Origin of the sequence: Pedobacter sp. KLB.chiD (assembly GCF_047040275.1) — a bacterium.
Classification (GTDB): Bacteria; Bacteroidota; Bacteroidia; order Sphingobacteriales; family Sphingobacteriaceae; genus Pedobacter.
Genome location: NZ_CP178207.1, coordinates 1,746,225 through 1,767,873 on the forward strand (window position 1 = coordinate 1,746,225; position 21,649 = coordinate 1,767,873).

The window sequence follows — 21,649 nt, forward strand, 5'->3', positions numbered from 1 at the left end:
GCGACCGCTGTGAAGAGTTCTTTCTTTTTTTGAAAATAAAAGTCAGTGTTTCGGGAACTGCAGTCCTTCTTTCCGTTGCTAGTCCTCGCTCGTCCCTCACTCCGGGCTATCCACTGCAATAAGGTTTATGAACGAAGACCGGTGCAAATCATGCTGCCACACGATAACTGTAAACTGGCAACTGCCAGCTATTCCATCTAAGTGATTGGTGTCGCAGCGACCAGCTGATGATTTGATGTCTTTTTTGAAAATAAAAGTCAGTGTTTCGGGAACTGTAGTCTTTCTTTCCGTTGCCAGTCCTCGCTCGTTGCCTCACTCCGGGCTATCCACTGCAATAAGGTTTATGAACCATGGCAGTGCAAATTATGCTGCCAACTGATAACTGTAAACTGGCGCCTGTCAGCTAAAAACTTTAGTTTGAAATTTCAAACAATTTTATATTTTTGGTATATCTATGATCAACTTTTTAAGGCAAGTACACCGGACATGGTTTCTGTTCTGGATACTGTTTTTTTTCGCGCTCTTTTATCCATTATATTACGTTACTTCACGTAATGAGAAATATTACAGCACCCTTAACTTTTTCAGGAAAGCCAACAGCTTTTTATGTAGTCTGTTTTCAGGTATTTTCTTTCGTTATCGATATGAAGAAAAGTTGGATCATAAACAAACCTATATTTACTGTGCAAATCATACGTCAAACCTTGATATCATGATTTTTTGCATCATGGGCCATGGTAAATTCCATTTTATGGGCAAAGATGAGCTGCTAAACAATCCCATATTAAGTATTTTCTTTAAAACCATCGATATTTCTGTAAACCGCGACAGTAAGATTTCTGCTTTTAAGGCTTTTAAAAAAGCTGGCGAAAATCTCGAAAAAGGGATGAGCCTGATTATTTTCCCGGAAGGTAAAATTGACGACCATTATCCACCAAAGTTGGCCGAATTTAAAAATGGTCCTTTCCGTTTGGCTATTGATAAAAATATTCCGTTAGTGCCTGTAAGCATCGTGGATGTTTGGAAAATAAATTGGGATGACGGTTCAAAATATGGAAGTAAGCCGGGAATTTGCGATATTTACGTCCACAAACCGATCAATACCGCAATATTAGCTGATGTTGATGCTGATATATTGAAAGAAAAGGTTTACAGATTGATTGATAGTAAGTTGATATAGATATGAATTTAGACGCAAAAACCATCCATAAAATAGCCGATCTCGCCCGGATTCATATTGATGAAAAGCAGGTGGATACCTTGATTCCGGAAATGAATAAAATTCTATCTTTCATGGAAAAGTTAAATGAATTGGATACCTCAAATGTAAAACCTTTGGTTTACATGAACGAATCGGTAAATGTTTGGAGAGCGGATGTAGTGAAGCAGGAAATAACTACCGCTGATGGTTTGAAAAATGCCGCAAAACATACCGACCAGTTTTTTATGGTGCCAAAAATTATTGAAAAATAAAAGCTTATCGTCATACTGGTCCGATAACCATCCTCGTTATTCGGTATCCTTAAGCGTAACAGTTGTTTAATTTTCAACCCTCTTGTAACATCTTAACCATTACGCCTGTCTAAAAAAGAAAAAACATGGAGAAACCACTCATCACGATAAAAGAAATTGGCCGGAAATATGTAATTGGATCTGAAGTGATTCACGCTTTAAAATCAGTTTCTTTAGATATTTATAAAGGCGAATTTGTAGCATTGATGGGGCCATCTGGTTCTGGAAAATCAACCCTGATGAATATTTTAGGCTGTTTGGATACCCCATCAAGCGGCACCTATGTTTTAAACGGAACCAATGTGAGTCAAATGAGTGATGATGCCTTGGCAGAAGTGCGCAACAAGGAAATCGGTTTCGTTTTTCAGACTTTTAATTTATTGCCGCGCTCTACATCATTGGATAATGTGGCTTTGCCATTAATTTACGCTGGAACAAGTAAAAGGGACAGGGACGCAAGGGCGGCCAAAGCATTGGAAAATGTGGGTCTGGGAAACCGTATGGATCATAAGCCTAATGAATTATCCGGCGGTCAGCGTCAACGGGTGGCAGTAGCCAGGGCTTTGATCAATAACCCTTCTATTATTTTGGCCGATGAGCCAACCGGTAACCTGGATACCAAAACTTCGATTGAAATTATGGGGCTATTAGAAGAAATCCATAGTAAAGGCAATACCATCATTCTGGTTACACACGAGGAAGATATTGCGCAGCATGCCCACCGTATTGTACGTATGCGTGATGGTTTGATTGAAAATGATTATTTAAATACAGATATCAAAAATGTATCTCCACGTTTGCAGGCATTGAAAGAGACTGGCAGCGATTGGGAGAAAATTAATTAAGGCAGAAGGTTTTACCTTCAACCCGACACCCTTAACCTTTTTAAATGAAAATCTATACAAAAACAGGCGATAAGGGTCAAACATCACTGATTGGTGGTACCCGTGTTCCGAAATATCATCTACGTATTGAAGCTTATGGAACGGTTGATGAGTTAAACGCTCATATCGGTTTGATTATGTGTCAGGATATTGATGAATACGAACAGAAATTACTAAAAGAAATTCAGGACAGGTTATTTACCATCGGTGCATTACTTGCTGCAGATCCGGAAACTTCTAAAATGAAGATTCCCGATCTGCATGATGCTGACATTACCTTATTGGAGAAGGAGATGGATCTGATGAACGAAAAGCTGCCTGCTCTAAAACACTTTGTGTTACCTGGTGGAAACACTGTAGTGTCTTACTGCCATATTGCACGTTGTGTTTGCAGAAGGGCTGAACGTTTGACAGTAGCACTTGCAGAAAATAGCTTTGTAGATGAGCATGTAACCATTTATTTGAACCGTTTAAGCGATTATTTGTTCGTTTTGGCACGAAAACTGACCATACATTTCAAAGCGGAAGAAAACATATGGGTTCCGAGGGTGTAATAGTGGAAAAATAAGTTTGTTTTGCTCAAAAATTTTAATATAATTTGCGCAATAATAAGAACAGGAATTTAATTGAATTGACGATATGTATTGGACATTAGAATTAGCATCGCACTTGGAAGACGCACCATGGCCTGCAACTAAAGATGAATTAATTGATTACGGTATCCGTTCCGGCGCCCCGGTAGAAGTGATAGAAAACTTACAGGCGCTCGAAGATGATGGCGAACCTTACGAAACCATTGAGGAAATTTGGCCTGATTACCCAACCAAAGAAGATTTCTTCTTTAACGAGGACGAATACTAAAATTTAAAACAGATAAAAGGACCTTTCAGTAATGCTGGAAGGTTTTTTTATTTTGTTTAATTGATATTGTAAATCAGTATGATAACTAAAATATTTACATTTTCTAAACAAAAGCTTAAAACGGCGTGTTAATAATGCAAAAATATAAACTTGCTAAAAAATTAACACTATGGGAAATTTATTGTACTTAGTCGCAGTAGTATTGGTTATACTATGGGTGATCGGATTTATATTTCACGGCTTCGGCGACGTTGGCGGTATAATCCATGTTTTATTGGTAATTGCAGTTATTGCCATCTTACTAAAAGTGATCGGCAGGGCTGCGTAAGCGCTATCTGCCAGTAGTATTCATTCCTTTTAGAAGTTGTGGAAATACTGTGAATAGATGAATTAAAAGGAATTCCATTTTTGGGATTCCTTTTTTTATGATACCGGTGTGCAGAATAAGGTTTGTTAACCTGGAAGATATTATACTTTGATAACTTCGGCTGGCTTTTAGCGTAAAGTATTCCTCGCCCCGAACCTGGCTTTGGCGTACATACGGAAAGTAATATCATGGTTATTTTTTGCTACATAGATAATGACGATTCGCTCCAAAGCAGTGGGAACACTACGTGTGCCCGTCAGTTAAATCAGATCGCTATCGGTTCGATATGGCGAATTGTTCTGATCATTTCGTTTAGAACGGATTTCAGGCTGTCAGCTTTTTACTTCGCTACAGATCAGGCTAACGACCTTACGTATTCTGCAGCGTACACATGTCTGTCTATTTTTATCGAAATCAGGTTTCTAATTTTTTAACAACAGTTCTGCAAGCTCGAGATCAATCGGGTAGGTGATTTTAATATTTGCTCTTTCTCCCTCAATGATATTGATTTCTTGCCCGATGCATTCTACCACACTTGCATCATCCGTGAAATGAGTATTGAATTCCTGATTGTAGGCTTCCTTGAGAATGCTAAGGCTAAAAGTTTGTGGGGTTTGTACTAAATAGATTTCATCGCGTTTTAAAGCCGATGTTTTGTTGTTTTTGAGCAAACGTACGCTATCGCTTGATTGTACAGCTGCAATAACATTACCCTGTTTTGCGGCTTCACTATAGCAGCTATCAATTAATTTTTTTGAAACAAGCGGACGAACGGCATCGTGAATGGCCACATAACCCTCTTCTTCAATCGTGTAAACGGCATTTTTAACTGAGTAAAAACGTTCTGTACCGCCGTCGATAACCTCGTGGGGAATATGAAAATTAAATTCTTTACATAACCTGGCCCAATAGGCTTGTTGATCTTTATTTAAAACCAATAAAATTTTAGGTTGCGTATCACTTGTTGCGAAAGCTTTTATGGTGTGCATTAAAACCGGAAGGTTTTTAAGCAGTAGAAATTGTTTTGGGGTTTCTGTTTGCATCCGATTGCCAGAACCGCCTGCTACAATTATAGCGTAATGTTTCATAGGTGAGCGTTTAGGGCGTGGCGTTTAGCGCTAAACCGCTAAACGCCAACCTCAAAACTTATATAATTAGCATGGCATCGCCATAGCTGTAAAATTTATATTTTTCTTTCACTGCAACTTCGTAGGCGTTCATTACATTTTCATATCCGCCAAATGCACTTACCATCATCAATAAAGTAGATTCTGGTGTATGGAAATTGGTGATCATAGAGTTTGCAATGCTGAAATCGTAAGGGGGGAAGATAAACTTACTGGTCCAGTCGTTAGCTGCTTTTAGTGTTCTGTTAGCAGAAACAGCCGATTCGATCGCACGCATTGACGTAGTTCCTACCGCACAGATTTTTTTTCTGTCTTCTATTGCTTTGTTCACGATGTTGGCATCTTTTTGTTCGATGATGAACTGCTCAGAATCCATTTTATGTTTGGTCAGGTCTTCCACTTCAACCGTTCTGAAGGTCCCCAAACCAACGTGCAATGTTACTTCTGCAAATTCTACACCTTTAAGTTCAAGACGTTTCATTAGCTCGCGACTGAAGTGTAAACCTGCAGTTGGAGCAGCTACTGCACCTTCGTGTTTGGCGAAAATGGTTTGATAACGCTCTTTATCTTCGGCGGTAGCTTTGCGTTTAATATATTTAGGAAGTGGAGTTTCGCCTAAAATTTCAACATTTTTTCTGAATTCTTCGTCAGTACCCTCAAATAGGAAACGGATCGTACGTCCGCGTGATGTAGTATTATCTACAACTTCGGCAACCAATAGGTCATCGTCTCCAAAGTATAGCTTATTGCCAACGCGTATTTTACGTGCAGGGTCTACCAGTACATCCCATAAACGTAATTCCTTATTTAATTCACGTAGCAAGAAAACCTCGATGGTTGCACCGGTTTTTTCTTTATTGCCATATAAACGGGCAGGAAAAACCTTGGTGTTGTTTAATATCATGACGTCTTTGTCATCGAAATAACCTAAAACGTCTTTGAAAATTTTATGTTCAATTTTACCGCTGTCTTTATGTAAAACCATTAAGCGGGCTTCGTCGCGTTGTTCTGCCGGATTGTTGGCTACTAAAGATTCAGGTAAGTTGAATTTGAATTGTGATAATTTCATTCTTGATGAATTTTTTGAGGTGCAAAAATACGAATTTAATTTTTCTTTTTCGTATTTTATCAAACGCAATTTGTGTACATTATGTTTTGATCATTTAAAATCAAATTATACAATACGATTCATCTGTTAATAGACATAAAATTAATTAGTTTTGAAGATAAACTGTAACCTTTTAAAAGGCTTTGCATCTAACCTACAATTATGATCATCTTTAGGCTAATAGGCGAGAGTTTCCGTTTTGCATTTGATGCGTTGCGCCAGAATAAATTACGCACCATGTTATCGCTTCTAGCCATAACAATCGGTATATTCACTATTATTACTGTATTCTCGGCAGTAGATACCTTTCGTGGTAAATTACAGGCCAGTGTAGATAAGTTGGGCTCCAATACCATTTATATTCAAAAATGGCCCTGGAGTTTTGGCGATAATTATCCTTGGTGGAAATATATGAACCGCCCTCAGCCCTCGCTGCGTGATTTTGGCTCACTGCGGGAGAGAATTGAGCATGCACAGGGGGTTACATTTGAAATATCAAGTAGTAATAGGACCATTAAATATAGAAGTAATTCGGTAGAAGGCATTACGGTATGGGCAGCATCGCACGATTTTAACAAAACCTGGAATTTCGAGCTTCAGGACGGCCGCTATTTTACTGAAAATGAAAGTAGAAACGGATCGCCGGTTTGTATTTTAGGTGCCGACGTGGCTGAAGGGCTTTTTGATGGAGACACACCTGTTGGTAAACAGATTCAGATTTTGGGGAGAAGATTAACAGTTGTAGGCGTATTTAAAAAAGAAGGTGAGGATATGTTAGGTACTTCGCTTGATAAAAACGTAAATATCCCCATTGCTTTTGCAAAAGGAATTTTAGATATCCAAAACGAACGCTATGGTCCGCAAATTACCGTTCGTGGCAACGATGAAGTGAGCCTGGAAGAGGTAGAAAGCGAATTGAGAGGTTTAATGCGATCAATTCACAGGATTAAGCCTGGTCAGGAAGAAGATTTTGCATTAAATAAAACTACCATTATCTCTAACCAGTTAGATTCGATGTTTAAGATGGTAAATATTGCCGGCTGGGTAATTGGCGGGTTTTCGATTTTGGTTGGAGGTTTTAGTATTGCCAATATCATGTTTGTATCGGTTAAGGAGCGCACCAATATTATTGGAATCCAGAAATCATTGGGTGCAAAAAACTATTTTATATTACTTCAATTCATTTTCGAATCAATCTCACTTTGTATTTTAGGTGGTTTACTTGGTTTGTTACTGGTGTTTCTGCTCGCACTGGCCATAGGTGCAGCCACCGATTTCCATATTATACTCGGCCTGAACAATATTGCATTGGGTATTGGAATATCGATTATTATTGGTACTATCTCTGGTTTTTGGCCCGCGTATTCCGCTTCAAAACTAGACCCTGTTGAGGCGATCAGGAGTTAGAACAGTTTGCATTTGCCATTTTACAGTTATCAGGTGGCAGCATGCTTTGCACCGGTCTTCGTCCATCAACCTTATTGCAGTGGATAGCCCGGAGCGAGGCACGAGCGAGGACTAGTAACGGAAAGAAGGGCTACAGTTCCCGGTGAAATGCTGGCTTTCATTTTCCAAAAAAGAATGAAATCTTCATAGCGGCCGCTGCGACACCAATCACTTAGATGGAAAGCTGGCAGTTGCCAGTTTACAGTTATCGTGTGGCAGCATGCTTTGCACCGGTCTTCGTTCATAAACCTTATTGCAGTGGATAGCCCGGAGCGAGGCACGAGCGAGGACCAGCAACGGAAAGAAGGACTACAGTTCCCGATGAAATGCTGGCTTTCATTTTCAAAAAAAAGAAATAAAATCATCTATTAGTCGCTGCGACACCAACTTAGATGGAATAGCTGGCAGTTGCCAGTTTACAGTTATCATGTGGCAGCATGCTTTGCACCGGTCTTCGTTCATAAACCTTATTGCAGTGGATAGCCCGGAGTGAGGCACAAGCGAGGACTGGCAACGGAAAGAAGGACTACAGCTCCCGATGACACACTGGCTTTCATTTTCAAAAAAGACATCAAATCATCAGCTGGTCGCTGCGACACCAATCACTTAGATGGAATAGCTGGCAGTTGCCAGTTTACAGTTATCGTGTGGCAGCATGATTTGCACCGGTCTTCGTTCATAAACCTTATTGCAGTGGATAGCCCGGAGTGAGGCACGAGCGAGGACTAGTAACGGAAAGAAGGGCTACAGCTCCCGATGAAATGCTGGCTTTCATTTTCAAAAAAAGAAATAAAATCATCTATTAGTCGCTGCGACACCAAGCATTAGGATGGAACAGTTGGCAGTTGCCAGTTTACAGTTATCGCGTGGCAGCATGCTTTGCACCGGTCTTCGTTCATAAACCTTATTGCAGTGGATAGCCCGGAGCGAGGACTGGCAACGGAAAGAAGGGCTACAGCTCCCGATGAAATGCTGGCTTTCATTTTCAAAAAATAAATAAAATCATCAGGTGATCACTGCGACAACCAAGCACCAGGATGGAACAGTTGCCGGTTTACCATTTGCAGATGCACCGGTCTTCGTCCATAAACCTTATTGCAGTGGATAGCCCGGAGCGAGGCACGAGCGAGGACTAGTAACGGAAAGAAGGGCTACAGCTCCCGATGAAACACTGGCTTTCATTTTCAAAAAAAGAAATAAAATCATCTATTAGTCGCTGCGAAACCAAGCACCAGGATGGAACAGTTGCCGGTTGCACCGTCATTGGTTCAGATTAAACCAATAAAAATCCCCGGTTGAATTTAATAAACCGGGGATTTTCCTATATGCGGTTAACGAAAAGCTGTTAACTGATCATTGCTAATTATTAACTGATTAGGCTAATTTACCTAAAGCTTCCTTAATTCTTCTTAAAGCTTCAACTAAACTCTCGTCTGATGCAGCATAAGATAAACGGATGTAATTATTGTTTCCGAACGAATCGCCTCCTACAGTAGCTACGTGACCAACGTTTAATAAATATAAAGCCAGATCTGAAGAATCTTTGATTACATTTCCATCGGCATCTTTTTTACCAAAGAAAGAACTGATTTCAGGAAAAAAGTAAAATGCCCCATCAGGAAGGTTTGTTTTTACTCCGGGAATCTCATTTAACAGGTTGTAAACGAGTTCTCTGCGGCGTAAAAATGCTTCTTTCATTTCTAAAACGCTTGCCAAACCTTGCTCGTAAGCCACAATTCCGGCTCTTTGTGCAATGGAACAGGTACCAGAAGTTGTTTGTCCCTGTAATTTATCGTTAGCGGCAGCAATTTCTTTATTTGCTGCAATGTAACCCAATCTCCAGCCTGTCATGGCAAAAGCTTTGGAGAAACCGTTAACAATAATTACGCGATCTTTAATACTATCAAACTGAGCGATAGACTCATGCTTATCTATAAAGTTGATATGCTCATAAATCTCATCAGAAAGGATGTAGATGTTGGGATGTTTTTCGAAAACGGCCACTAAAGCCGCTAATTCTTCCTTACTATAAACCGAACCTGTTGGGTTACACGGCGAAGAAAACATAAATAGCTTTGATTTCGGAGTAATGGCTGCTTCTAACTGTGCAGGCGTAATTTTGAAATCGCTTTCAATATCTGTATCGATAAAAACAGATTTTCCTTCTGCCAGAGTAACCATTTCCGAATAAGAAACCCAGTAAGGTGTTGGTATAATCACCTCATCGTCCGGATCGATCAAGGTTAAAATAACATTTGATAAAGATTGTTTTGCACCGGTTGAAACAACGATCTGCGAAATATCATAATCCAGGTTATTTTCGGTTTTCAGCTTGTTTACAATAGCCTGGCGAAGGTCTGGATAGCCCGGTACTGGTGAATAACGGGTGTAATTTTCATCTAATGCCTGTTTAGCGGCATTTTTTACATGGTCTGGCGTATTAAAGTCGGGTTCACCAACGCTTAAACTGATTATATTAATACCTTTTGACGCTAATTCACGGCCAAGTTTGGTCATTTTAAGGGTTGCAGATTCTGATAGACTGTTGATTCTTTTAGATAAGGTGCTCATGGTTAATTACTTTGAGCGCAAATATATAAACCAAATATTATTCTGCACTAAAAAACACATAGTTTTTCGCATTTAATTTATCCGATAAGCGTATTTTTGAAAAAAATATTTTCGTGTCGGTAAAAAAGAAAGCAATAATAGTTTCACTGGTGGTAAGTGTGGTGTTGATGTTGGCCAAGTTTATTGCCTATTTCATTACGGGTTCTAATGCAATATTAACTGATGCCGCAGAGAGTATTGTAAATGTAATTGCCGGGAGTTTTGCCTTTTATAGTATTTACCTCAGTACACAGCCGCGTGATGAAAACCACCCTTACGGACACGGAAAAGTTGAGTTTTTCTCAGCTTTTGTTGAGGGGATTCTGATCCTGATCGCAGGAATTGTGATTATTTTTAAATCATCATACAACCTTATTTATCCGCACGTGGTAGAAGAACTACTAACCGGAACACTAATTATTGGTATTACAGGATTAATCAATATGGTTGTAGGGTTGTATCTCATCAATGTGGGTAAAGATGAGCATTCGGTTACCTTGCAGGCCGATGGCCGGCATTTACTAACCGATACTTACACTAGTGTAGCCATCGTGGTAGGTTTGATTCTGATTCAGCTGACAAATATAATTTGGCTGGATAGTTTACTTTCTTTCCTGGTAGGTTTTTACATTATTTATTCAGGTTATAAACTTACCCGCGGTTCGGTGGGTGGCTTAATGGATGAAAGCGATTTTACTTTGGTAGAAGAAGTGGTGGAGGTTTTGCAAAAAAACCGTCATAATCCCTGGATTGACGTACATAACCTGCGTACACAGCAATATGGGCCTGAGTTTCATATCGATTGCCATGTAACCTTACCCTATTATTTCGATTTAAATCAGGTACATCGTGAAATTTCTCAGATTGATGACCTGATTAATTCGAATGGTGTACGTAAAGCAGAACTGTTTATCCATGCCGACCCCTGCTTGCCAGAATGTTGTCATTATTGCCACATGAGCGAATGCAAGGTGAGGGCTGAAGCCTTTAAGAAAGAAATCGTCTGGACACCTGAAATCGTAATCAAAAATAAAAAACACTTCGAAAATGAGCTATTTTAATGTCCGCGTTTACGGACTTTTGATTAACCACAAAAACGAGATTTTGATAAGTGATGAAGAGGAGTATGGATTCCGTTTCAGTAAATTCCCTGGTGGCGGTTTAGAATTGGGTGAAGGTTTGATAGATGGGTTAAAGCGCGAGTTTATGGAAGAGTGCGAAGCTGAAATAGAGGTACTATCACATTTTTACACCACCGATTTTTACGAAAAATCATCATTTAACGATAGCCAGGTGATCAGTGTATATTATCTGGTCAGGGAAAAAGCACCCTTACAGCTGGCTTTTAAAGATACCATTTACGATTTCGATGGGGAAGGGGAGATCCTTCAGGCTTTCAGATGGGTGAAAATAGAAGAATTGAACATCGAAGATATCACCTTTAAAACAGACAAGACTGTTGCCCGGCTTTTAAAAAATCAATATAAATTATAAATCCTGATGTCCAATATCTCCAAACCCCAAATTCCGGGCTCCAAACTTAATTTAACTGAACGCGATAAAAAAGTTATCTGGCATCCTTATACACAAATGAAAAACGCATTGCCGCACATCCCGATCGTACGGGGCAAGGGCGTTTATGTTTTTGACGAAGATGGAAAAAGGTATATTGATGCAGTTTCTTCTTGGTGGGTGAACATTCATGGACATGCACACCCTTATATTGCACAAAAGGTAGCCGAACAGCTTAACGTGCTGGAACATGTAATTTTTGCAGGCTTTACGCACGAGCCTGCCGTTTTGCTGGCAGAAAGACTACTGCCTATCTTACCAGGCAAACAAGAGAAAGTTTTTTATACCGATAACGGATCAACAGCGGTTGAAGTAGCCTTAAAAATGTGTTTGCAGTTTTGGGACAATAAAGGGAAGCCTAAAACCCGGATCCTGGCTTTTAAAAATGCCTATCATGGCGATACTTTTGGTGCCATGTCGGTAAGCGGTCGCAGTATTTTTACTGATGCTTTCAATAGCTTGTTGTTTGATGTTGATTTTATTGATTTGCCTAATGAAGATAATATCTCAGCTCTCATCGCCCACATCTCCAATCTAACAAGCACTGCCTGCTTTATTTTCGAACCCCTTATTTTGGGGTCCGGCGGTATGCTGATGTATGAGGCAAAATATCTTGATGAACTGATTACTGCCTGTAAACAAGCAGGTATTTTAATTATTGCCGATGAGGTAATGACTGGTTTTGGCCGTACAGGTACTTACTTTGCCTGCGATAAACTGAGCAATAAGCCCGATATTATTTGCTTAAGTAAAGGTTTAACTGGGGGAACCATGCCTTTGGGAATCACCACCTGTACTAATGAAATTTTTGATGCTTTTTTAAGTGACGATAAATTAAAAACGCTATATCATGGGCATTCTTTTACGGCCAATCCAATTGCCTGTGCTGCCTCTTTAGCGAGTTTGGATATTTTATTGCAGGAAGAGACAACCAACAATATCAAAAGGATTGAGCACAAACATGCTTTGTTTCTACAGAAGATAAAAAACCATTCTAAAGTTAAAGCGGTGCGGCAAACAGGTACCATTATTGCCATTGAGTGGGAAACCGGTAATGAAACTTCTTATTTAAGTAATCTTCGTAACATACTGTATTCCTATTTTTTAGAAAAAGGAATTATATTGAGGCCACTGGGCAATATTATTTATATCCTCCCGCCTTACATCATCAGTGATGAAGATCTTGATTACATCTATGCAACCATAAAATCGGCCTTGGAAGAGGTGTAAATGTTTCAGGTCGTAGCGGAGGCTACGACCTGTTATCAGTTTAGAATTAAGGTTATTTTCCTAAGAAATAAATTTAACCTAAGGGCATTTTGCTCATGTCCATATAAAGGATACTCCATCTTTGACCATCCAGATCAATAAAACCACAGCCATACATCCAGCCATCCTTGTAACCGGGTTCGCCATAAAGTGTGCCACCGGCAGCCACCACTTTTTGTGCAAGGTTATCTACTTCTTCCGGACTTTCTGCATCAAAAGAAAATAATACTTCGCTGCCATTACGTTTATCGGCAACGCTTGTTCCTACAAAACCTTCATAGAGATCTTCTTCAAAAAGCATAATCACCAGATTGCTTTCTCCTACTATAAAGCAAGCAGAGTCTTCACGACTACCATATTGAAGATTGAGGGTAAAACCAAGTTGCGTAAAAAATGCTTTAGATTTATTGATGTCCCTTACCGGGAGGTTGATCCATAGTGATTTTATCATAACGTTTTATATTTAATTGCCGTAAATATAGCTAAGCAACAGATAGAATAGGCATGTTAAAAACGAAAAGTTACAGGGCTGTTTGAGACAATAAGTACGCAGTTTGTTTAGTGAATCGATAATGATTGGATTGTAAGTAATGACTTACGAAGAAAATTAATGACTATTGAAATATGCTTAGGCAATTGTTCGTTTATCGATAATGTTAATATTGGCAATTTTTCATTTATATCATGAAAATAGAGCGTGTTCGACTTTAACCTAAATGGAACTCTTCAGGCATATCAAAATAATATTGCGCCTCAACTTTTTTACCTGAATTGTAGAATACGAGCTTGCTCTTTCCATGGTAATACAATAGCAGCCTTTAATCTGCTAAATTCTGTAACAAAATAAATCTAATCTTGCTTTTTTGTCCATATTTTACCAAGATAAGCGCTTCTAAATCGCTTTCTTTAAATTTTAGAATGATAATTTTCCCAGGTTTTGCGGATTCAAATCAATATTTGAGCTATTGATACTTTGCCCCAACCAAGAGGATGAAATCATCAACAATTGTAAAATCGGAATAAGTTGTTTAACACCTGTAAGTTTCTACAATTTATATAATTTTTGCGGGTATTGTTCAGCGTAATTCAGAATTAAATTCAGGATGTAGCTATTTGACTGGTATGTAGATAAATTATTTTTAACTGGTGCCAACCCATCTGATAAGTAATTTTTATCTGTAAAATAACCCATCCCATAAAATTTCCCGTTTTCTACTACTAAACAGCTGAATTCGTCATCGTTTCTACCATCATCTACCAATGCAAAGCTGGGCTGCTGGGTTTGAATATCAATTAATGCTGCATTTAGTTTTTTATTGTAAACTGTCACCGTTTCTATTCCGCTGCATGCACCAAAACATTGCCCATTTTCGTGCGCGTAACATTTGGTTGCAGTTTTTTGCAGATAGCAGAGCTTGGCACAAAGCTGGTATTTATGCACCAATTGATTTAAAAAATTGTAACCTTCCAACAGGCTGTTAAAACTCTGAAGGGCATTATTGTTCTTTTTGTGTTTATCTATTGCTAAGCGTAGATAACCATTTTGGTCTTCAAAAACATATAAATCATATTTATGTTCATAGCGTTTCATTGCCCGGTTGTTTTCAGGCCACAGACGTTTAATTTCATTTGCTTCTAAAATCAGCGCCATCAGTTCGGTACCACAGGTAACATAGTCTACATGGTGGATATTACGTAAAAAATCCTGGCGCTGCCGGTTTGGTGTATTACCGGTAAAATGGCTGGTTACACGTTTCTTAAGATTTTTAGCTTTTCCAACATAAATAATTTTGCCCTTACTATCTTTAAAATAATATACCCCAGGCCGGTCGGGCAATCTCAAAACAGAAGCTTTATCTAAATGTGGGGGTAGGACCTGTTCTTTTGATGTCTTTTTCAGCATTTCTGCTATAATGCCCTCCTGATCGTATTCCAGTAATAAGTTGAACAGGATACTGGTTGCATCGGCATCTCCGGCAGCCCGGTGCCGGTTTTGTATCGGTATTTGTAAGGCTGTACAAAGTTTTCCTAAACTGTAAGAAGATTTGCCAGGAATTAACTTTCTGCTCAATCTTACTGTACAAAGTTTTTTGCATTGTAAATCGTATCCTGATGCAGCTAAATGATACTTTAAAAAAGAATAATCAAAGTTTACGTTATGTGCCACAAAAACCTTATCGCTTAGCAGTTGATGAATTTGTAGCGCAACATCATTAAAGGTCGGCGCATCGATCACCATATGGTCATCAATTCCGGTAAGCGCCGTAATGTGAGCAGGTATGGATTGTCTGGGATTAATTAAGGTAGTATAAGACTCAACAATTTTACTGCCATCATGAATATTAATGGCTACTTCGGTAATGCCATTTGCTGAAGCATGACCACCAGTGGTTTCGATATCTACAACTGCGTACAACATTAAAATAATTTAAATGCAAATCTATGCTAAAATAATTAGTATATAAAATATTTTGATTATTTCTTTAGCATAAAAAAAGCGGTTACTTATTTAACGTAACCGCTCCTTTGTTTAGCATATAGATACTATTTAAGTTTATTGAGCAATTTGCTTAAGTTGGGCTTGATACCAATCGAAATAGGTGCCGTATTAAAAGTTTTATTCTGGATTTTACTAAAGCCATACATGTAACTGCCTTCCACAAATAAATTGGCACCACCAATATTGTATTCAATTCCGGCGCCACCTTCTGCAATGCCCAATCCATTTGATTTATTATCCTGAGTAACCTGCAGGTTTGACGTATTTACCGATGCCTGTGGGGTCAGAATAAATCCGCCACCTGCACCCGCGAAACCATAAAATGCCCATTTATTTACAATTTTCCGGTAACCTAATGCCACATTCAACAAATAGGTTGTTGCCCTTCCTTTCTGCAGGGTATAGGTATATCCCGCATCCGGTGTAATCTGATTAAAAGTAAAAGCGTGCAGACTTACTTTTGGATATAGGAACAAGCCGCCATCGCCCAAACCTAAATTTAAACCCAATGATGTGGAGAATTTTGGTTTAAAATAATCTGAGGTTTCACCTAGAGGAAATGCAAATCCAATTCCACTCATTGAATAAAGCTTATCCGGTCTTTTTTGTGCTTGCACGTGGATTGATGCCATTACCAGTGGTAATATAAAAGGCATTAAAAGTTTTAGTTTCATATCTGTTTTTTTAGTTTTCCATTAAAGCATCTACCTTTCGAAGTAAATCTGCGATGTTGAAGGGCTTTTCCAAATAATCATCAGGATGATACTTTTGTGATGTGATGTAATTTTCATCGTACCTGGCCGATGCCATAATAATTGGTATGCCCGCTGTTTCAGGATTCAGCCTTAATTCTTTAAACACGGCGCGCCCATCCATTCCATTCAACATAATGTCCAGAATAATCAGATCGGGCCTAAAATCTTTAATGGTTTTAAAAATATACCGTGGTGAAAGTAATGGGTAAACCTTGTAATGTTCAGTTTCTAATACTTCCTGGAAGACTTCTAATACATCTGGATCATCATCCACAACCAACACTCTTTTCAAAACAGATAAATCAATTAATTAATAAATAGATTATCCTAATACAAAGTTTCGGGCGTAATGTTTCGATCCCGGATCAAAATGTAGCGGAAGTAAGGGCAACAGGTAGTTAAAGCCTAGGTAATGGTATCCGGACCAGGTTTTTCCTGTAGTGAATTATTCTTGATAAATTTTGCAAAAAGCGCTATATAGGTGTCTGAAACAGTAAAGGATGTTTCGCAGGAAAGCAGTATTTTGTTGTCGAGCACACTTTTAATATGCTGCTTCGCAATTACAACATGAGGCGTGATCTGAATAAAAGAGGGATTCTCTTTTAGTATTTTTAAAGTTTTGACAAAGTTATATTTCGAACTTAAAAAAGCATTCTTCGTAGTTGTAAATTGAATATCTTCACCTATCTCTTCAATAGCGATCAGCTCATTCAGATCTATTCTTACCAAATCGTTATTTTCTCCTTTTAGCGGGATGTAGAAGAAATGGTCATCCAGAATAGAAAAAGGATGTTTTGCTCTAGTCCCGGTTGGATATAGATTGTTTATTGTTTTGGCTAAATGAATAATAGAGTAGGGCTTAAGCAGATAAGCATCTGCCTGTACTTTAAAAGCGTCGATTGCATATCTTGTGTGTGCCGTGGTAAAAACCAGATATTTTGTTTTTTGTCTCAGCAGGCCCGCCAGTTCTATTCCGGAGAGCGAGGGCATTTCAACATCCATAAAAATAATATCGACGGGGTCAGATACCGATATTTGTGAAAGGGCCTGAAGCGGTTCCGTAAAAGTTTGGATAAGATTTAAATCAGGCAGCTTTTCCATATATGTCATCAAGCTCTCCAAGGAATGAGGATCATCATCAATCGCAATGCAACTTATTGACATTTTTTATTAGTTTAGTTGGTGCAAATTACAATTTCATTAAATAAAATAGGAAAAAAAACAATATTTTCGACTTATTTTGTTTATTTGGTATAAAAAGCAGCTTTTTTACTTAAGCTATTTTAATAAAAACCTTTCTTCTGCTTTTTTGTTTAAATTTTGTTCGATATATTTAAACAAAACAATGACCTACTCTATAGCAGATCTTGAGCAGCTTTCGGGCATCCATTCCCACACCATTAGGATTTGGGAGCAACGTTACAATGCATTGAGTCCCCTGCGATCTCAGGGCAACACCCGCGTGTATGATGATCAGCAGCTTAAAAAGCTATTAAATATTGTAAGTTTAAATAAAAGCGGCTTAAAGATCTCTAAAATCTGCAGTCTTTCAGATGGCGAAATGGATGAACTTCTCGATCGGCAGTTTGATTATTCTTCAGGTAATATACAATATGACTATTATGTCGCGCAGCTGATCAAGTATGGACTGGCTTTTGATGAATACGCTTTTAACCAATTGATTGAGGAAGGTATTGAGCAATTCGGACTTTCAGGCTGCTATCGGAAAATAATTTATCCATTATTGTTACGCTTGGGGTTAATGTGGCGAAAAGATGATATTTGCCCTGCGCACGAGCATTTTTTATCCAATATTATCCGTCAAAAAATATTTACCCATATTAATAATCTTCCGGTAAAGCGAGATTCTGGCCAAAGTTGGCTACTTTTTTTACCTGAGGACGAGGATCATGACATTGGGTTGCTTTTTGCCAGCTATATGTTGAGGGTGCAACATCATCACGTTATTTTTTTAGGCAGTAAAGTTCCACTGAATTCGGTTGAGAGGGTATTTTCAACCGTAAATGTAGATCATGTTCTGCTTTTTATGATAAAATCGCAATCAGTGCCTGTGGCACAACAATACATCAATCAATTGTCTGAAATTTGCTCAACCACGAAAATTCATCTTGCCGGAAACAGTGAACTTATTGGTAAACTAAACCATATTCACCATATCAACTGGATTAAAACGCTGGATGAGTTTGAAAAAACAATAGAATCACCATTTTATACATGAAAGAAATCTTTGATCAATTATCTGGCAATTGTAGCCGGCTTACCACTAAGTTATACAGCACCAGCTTTTCTTATGGTATTTATTTCCTCGGCAAAGAAATACGCCAACCCATACATGCTATTTACGGCTTTGTACGTTTAGCAGATGAAATTGTAGATAGCTTTCATCAATATGATAAGGAATTTTTATTAGAAAAATTTAAGAAAGATACTTTTGAAGCTATTAAACTGGGCATTAGTTTAAATCCCATTTTAAATTCCTTTCAAAAGGTTGTAAATCAGTACCAGATAGATGAAGAATTGATTGTTCTTTTTCTTAAAAGCATGGAGATGGACCTCTCTACACAAAAATATACGCTTCAACTTTATAACGATTATATTTTAGGTTCGGCAGAGGTAGTAGGATTGATGTGCTTAAAAGTATTTACACACGGAAGCAATGTTGATTATGAATATCTGAAACCTTACGCCATGAAATTGGGTTCTGCATTCCAGAAAGTTAACTTTCTAAGGGATGTTAAAGCTGATCATCAAACACTTAGCCGAAATTATTTTCCTAATGTTAACCTAGCAGCATTTTGCGATCAGCAAAAACAGGAAATTGAGCAAGAGATTGAAAATGAATTTGCTATTGCATTAACCGGTATTAAGCTGTTGCCCGGTACCTCGAGGAATGGGGTGTATTTGTCTTATATCTATTATAAAAAATTATTTGCAAAGATAAAGCGCTTAAGCGCCGAAAAGATCATGACCGAACGGATCAGGATTTCTAATACCCGTAAAGTAGGTCTGATGTTCGATTCGATTATCCGCAATAAGTTAAATGTTATTTAAATGGAAGAGCAAGTTATTCTGGTAGATGAGGAAGATTTGCCGAAAGGGCAGATGGATAAAATGGAAGCACACCAAAAAGGTTTATTACACCGTGCCTTTTCTGTTTTTATTTTCAATTCCAAGTGCGAACTGTTATTGCAGCAAAGAGCAATGAGCAAATATCATTCGAAGGGTTTGTGGACGAATACCTGCTGCAGTCACCCCCGGATTGGAGAAAGCAATATCCATGCAGCCAGAAGGAGATTGATGGAAGAAATGGGTATGGACTGCGAATTAAACTATCTGTTTAAATTTACCTACAAAGCAATATTTGAAAATGGCCTGATTGAACATGAGGTTGATCATGTTTTTTTCGGTATGAGTGATCAATTACCCGTGATCAATCATGAAGAGGTAGAATCTTTCAGATATGTGGATTTAGATACTTTGGCAAAGGATATTGCACACCAGCCGACCGCTTACACACCCTGGTTAAGAATCTGTCTGGATCATGTAGTTGCGCATGTTACAACGGCTAAAACAAAAAACGGGCATACAGCCTAAGCCATATACCCGTATCTAAATTAACGCTCTCGAGGACAAATATAGGACTAGTTTTGAAAATTCCTATAAATAAAAATATTTCTTTTACTTTAAGATTATAATTTGTTAATCTATCAAAAAATACATCTTTTAAGTGGTTAGTAAATAGTGGCTTACGTTTTATGATTCCTGAAATAGTCCGGCATTACTTTTTAGCTTCCGTATAAATTTTCTGGCATGTTTCGCAAAAGTAAGTTTGACGGTGTGTTTTTCCCAACTCTTTTTTTGTTACTTTATGTTTCAGCGGGCACTCTTTCTGGTTATACACCTCCCAATGTTTGCTTAGTGTATTCTCCTTTTTCCATTTTAAAAAATCAAAGCTATAATGTCTGGCTTCTTTAACCAATGCCCTCAATTTCGGAGTTGGTAAATTTTCAATTTTGGTTAATGGATGTATACGCGTACGGTATAAAACTTCATTTTTGATAATATTGCCTACTCCGCTAAAAATTTGTTGATCAAGCAATACATCGCAAACCATGAGCTGGGGATTTTCTTTCAGCTTTTTAATTGCTGCATCTCCATTCCATTCATCAGCCATAACATCATTCTCCCAGGTATAGTGCTTTCGAACGTTTCCCTCCAGAAGGTCAGCTTTACAGGTGTAGAAATTTAACTCATCGTTTTTAAAGATAAGCCCCAGTTTTAAAGGTGTTTTTTTTCGTGCGTTAATAAGATAACTGCCAAACAGCATGAAGTGGATACGGATAGTGAAATTCTCAAAGCAGATTAGGAAATGTTTTCCCCAGCTCTTAAAATCCTCTACCTTTTGATGTAATAATCTGTTCTTATCAAAATTTTTAATATTACCTGCAACTTCAAGCACTTCAGGTTTACCCAAATGCAGTTCCCTGATTAAATCTTTTAATATTACGATTGATGGACCTTCGGGCATATTACTCTTCTTCTATTTTCCGGAACTTAAATTTATCTTTAATGTAGCTGTTGAAATATCGGCCTTTAGAGCCTGATGCCTTTAACATCTTATAAACCTTTTCGGGAACATTTTCGTACAGGTAAACCATTTCGGTTACAAAAATGATTTTTAACGTTTTTGTATCTTCATCATAACTAAAATATCTGATTACTGATGACGGCATAAAAAGCAGCTTATCATTAAAAAACAGCAATTGTTACGATTGGTTTCAATCATTTTCGAGTTCGGACTCTTCTTTCTGGACTTTGATTTTTTCTTTTTTCAGATCAATGCGGATAATGTTATACAAACTCATGTAAACATTTGCCACCCATACAATTGAAAAAAAAGCGATGATATAGCCACGCCAGTCTGGATAAATCAAAGTAAATCTGGTGATAACAAGTAAGATCAAGGTTACATAGTGACTAAAGCAATATTCGCATGTAAATACATAAAAAAACTTTCTTTTTATCAGTTTATTGCAGTTTTTAGAACGGTTTACACAAAATTCACGCGCCTCTCTGAAAATCTCTTCCTTGGTAACAGTCCAGGCGATGCATGCTACAGGCAGAGCCATGAAAAAAAGATAATAAAGGTGTGTTTCCATATCAATCATATTGGGATATCATTACAACCTTAATCCCTTGAAAATGTTTAACTGACCCGTAAACATTTTAGTTGCAGGTATGTTAATTAAAATATAACTAATTGATAATGTTATGGAAAGATCAGAAATCATATCTCTACTTGAGGTAATCAATCAACAAGTTAGCTCTTCGGTTTTGGGAGGGATGGAAGAAGCATATGAAGAGTTAGAAAGTATGGGATTAATTAAGATTAACCGCGAAACGGTACAATGGTCAGCTGCCATAACGCCTGCCGGCATTGCCTATCTGGGGCATGATTAACATCAATTACAATAATTAAAAATAATGTTGATCACAAATATGGAGGTTGTCAGTCCGGAACCGTTTACCAAAACGAGTTCCTTATGAATAAAAATCTTTTTACATGGTTCAATGATTTCTTCCCGCCTGTCTGCACAGGTGGGAACTATGCGTTGCT

Annotated in this window: 25 protein-coding genes; 14 read left to right on the forward strand and 11 right to left on the reverse strand. The window is 38.1% G+C overall.

Going from position 1 to position 21,649, the window contains the following annotated elements:
* Positions 1-454 precede the first annotated feature (454 nt).
* From ACK1I8_RS06915 to ACK1I8_RS06940, 6 genes are all read left to right on the forward strand, one after another.
* Positions 455-1,180: a lysophospholipid acyltransferase family protein gene (locus ACK1I8_RS06915; protein WP_412468606.1), complete on the forward strand. Its 726-nt coding sequence runs from the start codon at positions 455-457 to the stop codon at positions 1,178-1,180.
* A gap of 2 nt (positions 1,181-1,182) precedes the next feature.
* Positions 1,183-1,473 carry an Asp-tRNA(Asn)/Glu-tRNA(Gln) amidotransferase subunit GatC gene (gatC, locus tag ACK1I8_RS06920; RefSeq protein ID WP_293787979.1) on the forward strand — a complete coding sequence of 97 codons (291 nt, stop codon included), beginning with the start codon at positions 1,183-1,185 and terminating at the stop codon, positions 1,471-1,473.
* A 125-nt stretch (positions 1,474-1,598) separates the two neighbouring features.
* Complete coding sequence (locus ACK1I8_RS06925) at positions 1,599-2,357, forward strand: ABC transporter ATP-binding protein (protein WP_412468607.1); 759 nt, start codon at positions 1,599-1,601, stop codon at positions 2,355-2,357.
* A gap of 44 nt (positions 2,358-2,401) precedes the next feature.
* On the forward strand, positions 2,402-2,950 hold the full coding sequence (locus ACK1I8_RS06930) for a cob(I)yrinic acid a,c-diamide adenosyltransferase (protein ID WP_412468608.1): 549 nt from the start codon (positions 2,402-2,404) through the stop codon (positions 2,948-2,950).
* Positions 2,951-3,035: 85 nt separating this feature from the next.
* Positions 3,036-3,257 carry a DUF2795 domain-containing protein gene (locus tag ACK1I8_RS06935; protein ID WP_010603503.1) on the forward strand — a complete coding sequence of 74 codons (222 nt, stop codon included), beginning with the start codon at positions 3,036-3,038 and terminating at the stop codon, positions 3,255-3,257.
* 169 nt (positions 3,258-3,426) lie between these two features.
* Positions 3,427-3,585 carry a lmo0937 family membrane protein gene (locus tag ACK1I8_RS06940; protein ID WP_139180130.1) on the forward strand — a complete coding sequence of 53 codons (159 nt, stop codon included), beginning with the start codon at positions 3,427-3,429 and terminating at the stop codon, positions 3,583-3,585.
* 461 nt (positions 3,586-4,046) lie between these two features.
* Here the strand turns inward: ACK1I8_RS06940 and ACK1I8_RS06945 are convergent, their stop codons facing one another.
* A complete protein-coding gene (locus ACK1I8_RS06945; protein ID WP_412468609.1) occupies positions 4,047-4,712 on the reverse strand; it encodes a 2-C-methyl-D-erythritol 4-phosphate cytidylyltransferase in 666 nt (221 codons plus the stop codon).
* A gap of 58 nt (positions 4,713-4,770) precedes the next feature.
* Positions 4,771-5,820 carry a tRNA preQ1(34) S-adenosylmethionine ribosyltransferase-isomerase QueA gene (gene queA / locus ACK1I8_RS06950; protein WP_293787989.1) on the reverse strand — a complete coding sequence of 350 codons (1,050 nt, stop codon included), beginning with the start codon at positions 5,818-5,820 and terminating at the stop codon, positions 4,771-4,773.
* A gap of 201 nt (positions 5,821-6,021) precedes the next feature.
* Between queA and ACK1I8_RS06955 the strand changes: the two genes are divergently transcribed.
* Positions 6,022-7,266 carry an ABC transporter permease gene (locus tag ACK1I8_RS06955; RefSeq protein ID WP_412468610.1) on the forward strand — a complete coding sequence of 415 codons (1,245 nt, stop codon included), beginning with the start codon at positions 6,022-6,024 and terminating at the stop codon, positions 7,264-7,266.
* A gap of 1,413 nt (positions 7,267-8,679) precedes the next feature.
* On the opposite strand, the gene ACK1I8_RS06960 is transcribed toward ACK1I8_RS06955, so the two are convergent.
* A complete protein-coding gene (locus ACK1I8_RS06960; RefSeq protein ID WP_412468611.1) occupies positions 8,680-9,876 on the reverse strand; it encodes a pyridoxal phosphate-dependent aminotransferase in 1,197 nt (398 codons plus the stop codon).
* 113 nt (positions 9,877-9,989) lie between these two features.
* Here ACK1I8_RS06960 and ACK1I8_RS06965 point away from each other — a divergent pair, with 113 nt between their 5' ends.
* From ACK1I8_RS06965 to bioA, 3 genes are read left to right on the forward strand one after another with little or no spacing between them, the layout of a single operon-like run.
* Positions 9,990-10,976 (forward strand): cation diffusion facilitator family transporter, encoded by a 987-nt coding sequence (locus tag ACK1I8_RS06965; RefSeq protein WP_412468612.1) that lies wholly within the window; start codon positions 9,990-9,992, stop codon positions 10,974-10,976.
* Entirely contained in the window at positions 10,963-11,409 is a 447-nt protein-coding gene (locus ACK1I8_RS06970) for an NUDIX domain-containing protein (RefSeq protein ID WP_412468613.1), read from the forward strand. The genes ACK1I8_RS06965 and ACK1I8_RS06970 overlap by 14 nt, the downstream gene beginning before the upstream one ends.
* A gap of 6 nt (positions 11,410-11,415) precedes the next feature.
* Positions 11,416-12,717: an adenosylmethionine--8-amino-7-oxononanoate transaminase gene (gene bioA, locus ACK1I8_RS06975; protein WP_412468614.1), complete on the forward strand. Its 1,302-nt coding sequence runs from the start codon at positions 11,416-11,418 to the stop codon at positions 12,715-12,717.
* A gap of 73 nt (positions 12,718-12,790) precedes the next feature.
* Here the strand turns inward: bioA and ACK1I8_RS06980 are convergent, their stop codons facing one another.
* The 5 genes from ACK1I8_RS06980 to ACK1I8_RS07000 all read right to left on the reverse strand — a co-directional run bounded on the left by ACK1I8_RS06980 (position 12,791) and on the right by ACK1I8_RS07000 (position 17,175).
* Positions 12,791-13,207 (reverse strand): VOC family protein, encoded by a 417-nt coding sequence (locus ACK1I8_RS06980; RefSeq protein WP_412468615.1) that lies wholly within the window; start codon positions 13,205-13,207, stop codon positions 12,791-12,793.
* Positions 13,208-13,801: 594 nt separating this feature from the next.
* Positions 13,802-15,175, reverse strand: a complete 1,374-nt coding sequence (locus ACK1I8_RS06985; protein ID WP_412468616.1) for an exonuclease domain-containing protein — start codon at positions 15,173-15,175, stop codon at positions 13,802-13,804.
* A gap of 125 nt (positions 15,176-15,300) precedes the next feature.
* The gene (locus tag ACK1I8_RS06990; RefSeq protein ID WP_412468617.1) at positions 15,301-15,930 is read right to left on the reverse strand and encodes an autotransporter outer membrane beta-barrel domain-containing protein; all 630 of its coding nucleotides are present in this window, start codon (positions 15,928-15,930) and stop codon (positions 15,301-15,303) included.
* A gap of 10 nt (positions 15,931-15,940) precedes the next feature.
* A complete protein-coding gene (locus tag ACK1I8_RS06995; protein ID WP_412469354.1) occupies positions 15,941-16,294 on the reverse strand; it encodes a response regulator in 354 nt (117 codons plus the stop codon).
* A gap of 122 nt (positions 16,295-16,416) precedes the next feature.
* Positions 16,417-17,175: a LytR/AlgR family response regulator transcription factor gene (locus tag ACK1I8_RS07000; RefSeq protein WP_412468618.1), complete on the reverse strand. Its 759-nt coding sequence runs from the start codon at positions 17,173-17,175 to the stop codon at positions 16,417-16,419.
* Between the two features lie 181 nt (positions 17,176-17,356).
* Here ACK1I8_RS07000 and ACK1I8_RS07005 point away from each other — a divergent pair, with 181 nt between their 5' ends.
* Genes ACK1I8_RS07005 through idi form a run of 3 tightly spaced genes read left to right on the forward strand, consistent with a single transcriptional unit; the run spans position 17,357 to position 19,626 of the window.
* Positions 17,357-18,250, forward strand: a complete 894-nt coding sequence (locus ACK1I8_RS07005; RefSeq protein ID WP_412468619.1) for a MerR family transcriptional regulator — start codon at positions 17,357-17,359, stop codon at positions 18,248-18,250.
* Positions 18,247-19,083, forward strand: a complete 837-nt coding sequence (locus tag ACK1I8_RS07010) for a phytoene/squalene synthase family protein (protein ID WP_412468620.1) — start codon at positions 18,247-18,249, stop codon at positions 19,081-19,083. Before ACK1I8_RS07005 ends, ACK1I8_RS07010 begins: the two co-directional genes overlap by 4 nt.
* On the forward strand, positions 19,084-19,626 hold the full coding sequence (gene idi / locus ACK1I8_RS07015) for an isopentenyl-diphosphate Delta-isomerase (protein WP_412468621.1): 543 nt from the start codon (positions 19,084-19,086) through the stop codon (positions 19,624-19,626).
* 184 nt (positions 19,627-19,810) lie between these two features.
* On the opposite strand, the gene ACK1I8_RS07020 is transcribed toward idi, so the two are convergent.
* The 3 genes from ACK1I8_RS07020 to ACK1I8_RS07030 are packed head-to-tail and all read right to left on the reverse strand — an operon-like array spanning position 19,811 to position 21,191.
* On the reverse strand, positions 19,811-20,560 hold the full coding sequence (locus ACK1I8_RS07020; RefSeq protein WP_412468622.1) for a DNA-formamidopyrimidine glycosylase family protein: 750 nt from the start codon (positions 20,558-20,560) through the stop codon (positions 19,811-19,813).
* A gap of 1 nt (position 20,561) precedes the next feature.
* The gene (locus tag ACK1I8_RS07025) at positions 20,562-20,765 is read right to left on the reverse strand and encodes a KTSC domain-containing protein (RefSeq protein WP_412468623.1); all 204 of its coding nucleotides are present in this window, start codon (positions 20,763-20,765) and stop codon (positions 20,562-20,564) included.
* A 45-nt stretch (positions 20,766-20,810) separates the two neighbouring features.
* Entirely contained in the window at positions 20,811-21,191 is a 381-nt protein-coding gene (locus ACK1I8_RS07030) for a hypothetical protein (RefSeq protein ID WP_412468624.1), read from the reverse strand.
* 112 nt (positions 21,192-21,303) lie between these two features.
* Between ACK1I8_RS07030 and ACK1I8_RS07035 the strand changes: the two genes are divergently transcribed.
* Complete coding sequence (locus ACK1I8_RS07035; RefSeq protein WP_412468625.1) at positions 21,304-21,492, forward strand: hypothetical protein; 189 nt, start codon at positions 21,304-21,306, stop codon at positions 21,490-21,492.
* The last annotated feature ends 157 nt before the right edge of the window (positions 21,493-21,649 follow it).